Source organism: Actinoplanes sp. ATCC 53533, assembly GCF_003947245.1.
In genome coordinates, this window is sequence record NZ_QHHV01000493.1 from 1 (window position 1) to 4,239 (window position 4,239).

Annotated in this window: 3 protein-coding genes and 1 pseudogene; 1 reads left to right on the plus strand and 3 read right to left on the minus strand. The window is 63.6% G+C overall.

Features of this window, described 5'->3' with window-relative positions:
• The 3 genes from DMB66_RS59465 to DMB66_RS59475 all read right to left on the minus strand — a co-directional run.
• The coding region (locus DMB66_RS59465) for a DNA recombination protein RecN (RefSeq protein ID WP_125812660.1) at positions 1–1,999 on the minus strand (1,999 nt) is incomplete at its 3' end.
• Positions 1,992–2,621: a hypothetical protein gene (locus tag DMB66_RS59470; RefSeq protein ID WP_125812661.1), complete on the minus strand. Its 630-nt coding sequence runs from the start codon at positions 2,619–2,621 to the stop codon at positions 1,992–1,994. The genes DMB66_RS59465 and DMB66_RS59470, both read right to left, overlap by 8 nt.
• Entirely contained in the window at positions 2,618–3,622 is a 1,005-nt protein-coding gene (locus DMB66_RS59475; RefSeq protein ID WP_125812662.1) for a hypothetical protein, read from the minus strand. The genes DMB66_RS59470 and DMB66_RS59475 overlap by 4 nt, the downstream gene beginning before the upstream one ends.
• Before the next feature lie 293 nt (positions 3,623–3,915).
• Between DMB66_RS59475 and DMB66_RS66450 the strand changes: the two are divergent.
• Positions 3,916–4,239 (plus strand): annotated as a pseudogene (locus tag DMB66_RS66450) (HAD family phosphatase); the annotation flags it as partial.

Consider the following 4,239-nt stretch of genomic DNA (forward strand, 5'->3'; position numbering starts at 1 on the left):
CGATCTGAGCACCTCGACCCGGACCGTCCAACCACGAAAGCACATGCTGATAGAAGCGTTCGACGAGATGAACGTCTGCGAACTCCTCGTCGTCCGCCGCAGCCTTGCCGCCAAGGTTCTTCTGCGGAGTGTCGATGAGCAGGAAGCCTGGGTGGTGGGCACCTGTCTCGTAACCGACCTCGAAGATCGCCAAGATCCAGGCAAGGCTCTGAAGTACCTGACCACCGCTGGATGCGGAGGTGAAGGGTCGCAACCGCGCTGAGGGCACAAGCTTGGTATCAATGGCCCCGGTGTTGTTGTGCTTGGGGTAGCCGACGTCATTGAGGATCTGCCGGAACCGAGCGCTCAATGCTGCGATTACGGCGTCTCGATCCGGTCGGTCAGATTGGCCTCGGCTCTCTCGTCGCAGTTCGGCGAGCTCGCCGGCCATCTGTTCGGTCCGCCGCCGACGCACGTGCAGACTACGCCACTGTTTCAACGCAGCCGTGGCGCGGTCGCGGCGCACAAGCACGGCTTGCCTCTGAGTGGCCAGGTCTTCGCGTGCGGCGACGTACGGGGTGATAGTGCCAGACGCGGCGCGGTCGACTTGTGCGGCCAGTTCGGCCTCTGTGGCGGTTGCTTGGCTACAAGTCTGGCGGAGAGCGGGAAGGCTATCGGCCAGCTCCCGCCAGTAGTCGTTGAGTTCCCTGAAACGGCTGCGGGTACTGGCAAGCTCGGCACTGATCGCTTCATGGGCGCTGCCGTCGCCAGGCAACGATTCGTCGGAGTCGTGGTTGTGCAACTGTCGCCCGTCGCCGTCCTGCTCGTCGACGCGTTGAGCGAGACCAGCCACGGCGGTTTCGCGCATCGCCGCCGATGTGCCAAGGCTTGTCGTGGTGACGGCGACGGGCAGGGCCTGTTCGCACAGGCTGCAGGTCGAGTCACGCACTGTGGGCGGAGTTGGCAGCGTGTTGAGGCAGGCGGGGCACACCATTACGGAGAGATGATCGAAAATCGAGCCCGCCTGCTTAAGTAGGGTCAACTTGCGGATGTCATCGCTGTATTGAGCGCGCAGGCTGGCGTAGCGACTGACCAACGCCTCTCGGTCGCGTAGCCGCTGACGGGCCTGCACCGTGGCGCGGGCGGCGCGTTGGTGACGGTTACGCAGGCCCGCCGTAACTTCAGCAGAGGTCGCTTCCTGTCGGTCTAGGCGGTGAACCGTATCGCGAATGGCGGCGAGTTGCCCTTCGGCCTCTTCGACGACTTCTTCCAGCTGTTCGCGCGGAGTGGCGTCTTGCTCGCGGATGAACTGTTCGAGCGAAACCAGCTCATTGCGCGCATTGGCGAGGTCATCGTTGAGGTTCTTGATCCGGCTTGCAAGATCCGCGCCGTCGCTAGCATGCACCCCGAAGACCGCGTCGACGACTTGCAGCAGTTTCCGGTTCTTGTCGCGGTTGCCTTCGAAGAGCAATTGGGCGCTTCCGACGCGCTCGTTGAGCAGCATGCAAACCCACATGAGGTCGCGGAAGCTCAGCACATGAGTCGCCGACTCCTGCTGGGTAGGCGCCAAGCGCAACTGGACGTCTTGCAGGTCGACCGTGGACAGCAGCAGCCGCGACAAACTTGCCGGATCCGACGGAGGGTCGATGGGATGCGGCTGCGGCACGGTGTCGCCCGCGCGGTCGAGAGGCTGGTCGAACACCAGCGCGATCTTCGCTTCAATGCCCCGCTCGACGGTCATTGGGCCGTCCGGCGTGATGGCTTCCAGGACCGCTGCGCGAACTTGCCGCACGATCTCCTCATGGTCGGGGTATGAAGAGGCGCCGAGGGCATATGCGATCAGCTGCAGCACGCTGGTCTTGCCGGTGTTGGTTGGCCCAGCGATCACACTTAACGGCCGGAAGCTGCCGTTGTTGGTGCGCAGGTCAACCTCGTATGGGCGAGTGACGCCGGCTAGACGCAGCCGCAGCAGCCGAATGCCCCGATTCAACTCCTGCGCTGTAGTTGACGGGTTATTCATCGCTGGACTCCTCGTGCGTGCCAGTGTGACGGTTCGAGGCGATGCCGGAGGACTCGTCTGCTTCCTCGGCTACGGTGGCCCCGTAAAGGTCGAGGATGAGCCCCGGCTCGCGCAGCCATTGGCGGGCTTGTCGGGCCAGCGCGGTGTCATTGCGGAACCGCGCCAGCCGACGTACGACCAACCGAGCGGCGGTCATGTATTGCTCTGCGTAGAGAGCCGTCATCTGCTCAGCCGTCGACAGTCCACGCGGCGTCAGGCACCAACCGCCAGTCTTCAAGGTGGCTAGGTCGTAAGCAACCAGCAGAGCCATGTCGTGCTGCAGGCGGCGGCGACGGTTCGCGAAGCGCTGACCACTTGAGGTATACGAAAGCTGCCGCTCATCGAATCCGGCCATGTGCAACTGAGCTCGCACCTGTGTCTCGCCCTCACCAACCACCAGGAAGGGGTTAGCTGAGAAGAATTCGTAGTAGCCAAGGCGTTCCAAGCCCAAGCCGGTGTCCTCCGGCGAGGCCGCGACCCGCATCAGCAGCAGCAACTGGGTCAGTCGGAACAGCACGTGATCTTCAGGTGCGACCGGGAGCCGGCTGCCGGGTAGGTGCGTCGGCATTCTGTTGACGGTCATGACTGAACCGCCAACGTGGTGGAGGTCGACGGGTCGTCAACGTGACACTGCTCGGTGTGCTCGGCCGCAACGCGCCGCCAGTTGGCCACCCAGCCAGCTCGGCCTGTCTCGACTACGCGGTGCATCATGCCCGTGTGGTGAACGGCGCGTGTCGGCAGCGGACCGGGTGAGGGCAGGCGCCGCACGTCCTGCATTACGGCGGCCAATAGCGTTCGCGCTGCCGCCTTCGCGTCGACGCCTGCCTGGTTGGACGGTACGCCAGCGTATTGCTCCCACAGCTCCCAGACGGTGTAGTCCAGCTCAAGCAGCGCCTGACGCTCCTCCGGTACTCCGCGGTTAACCACGTCGCGGGCGAGCACCTCGGCGTTGAAGAATGCCACCTTCTGCGCATCAACCTCCAACAGGCCGGCTGCGGCTAGCTGCTTGACAAACAACGCCCCTTCGTAGTTCTCTTGCGCTGGTAGCGCGACGATGTCGGCGATCTGTGGCTGCGCGATCCATACCCGGGCAGGACCATAGAACTCCTCGCAAACGTGCGCAGCGTCTGGCGACATCAGTTTTCCGCGCAACCGGGGCGCATCCCAGAGGTCGAACACCACACCAGGAAACTCTCTCGCCCACGCTTTACAGCGCCTATCCCACCACTGCCGCTCCGGCGGGTCGAGATCACACGGGACGCACAGGATCCACGACTCGACTACGTACCCGTTGGCGCTAGCGTTCGTCATGGCCGACACCAGCGACTCGCGCACCTGGTCCTTCTGAGACTTGTCGATACCGTCGGCGAAGTATTTCGACTGCCAGATGTTGACCTTGTCGACCAAACTCCCCACGAACGTGTCGATCCCCCAGTCACCCGGGTTGGGTCGTACCTCAGTCGCGGTGGGGTACTCCACCTGGATCAGCGCGGTCAGCATCCGGTGGAAGTCCACACGAGCCGCATCGTCGCTCCCCAGACGAAACCGGTGCTCTCCGAAATTAACCCGGGAGGCGAGAGTCACCGAATGCACCCCTTCCTCGCATTTCGTCTATCAGGTCGACTCGGAGGGCACGGAGTGTAGTATCCCCAAGTCCATTCTGTTACGAATGGTGACATGCTCTCACGCGCTGACCCAGAGGTCATCACCCGCTAGGCCTGTGTAGTCCGAAGGTCCATCGCGACGGCAAGACTCCGAAGCATCGGCAGTGCTGGGACTCACCCCGGCGCTTCCGTTGTTGCCATGCTGGATCCAGCACACGGACCACATGCCACATTGCCAACAGACACCCTCCTGACGCTTGAACTCGATCAAACATCCGGGAAGTCGATAGCCGCCAGGTATGTTTCGACGGGCCGGCGCGGGCGCTGGCCGACGTCGGTGTGTTCCTCGATCCCGCGTGGTACTGGCCGCAGGAGGCGATCGCGTCGCCGGACAAGTTGGTGGTGTGGGAGAGCAGGAGTTCGGTCCGCTGCCGGAGCCGGTCGACGAGATCATCGTGCGGTGCCGCATGTACGTGATGGCCGCGGTACCGGAGTTGGTCGTCGTCGACGCGTACGCCCGGACCGCTCGGGCCGCCCACGCGCGGGTCCAGCGTCTGGCGATCGGGTCGAAACTCCTCGACCAACACCGTCGCCGCA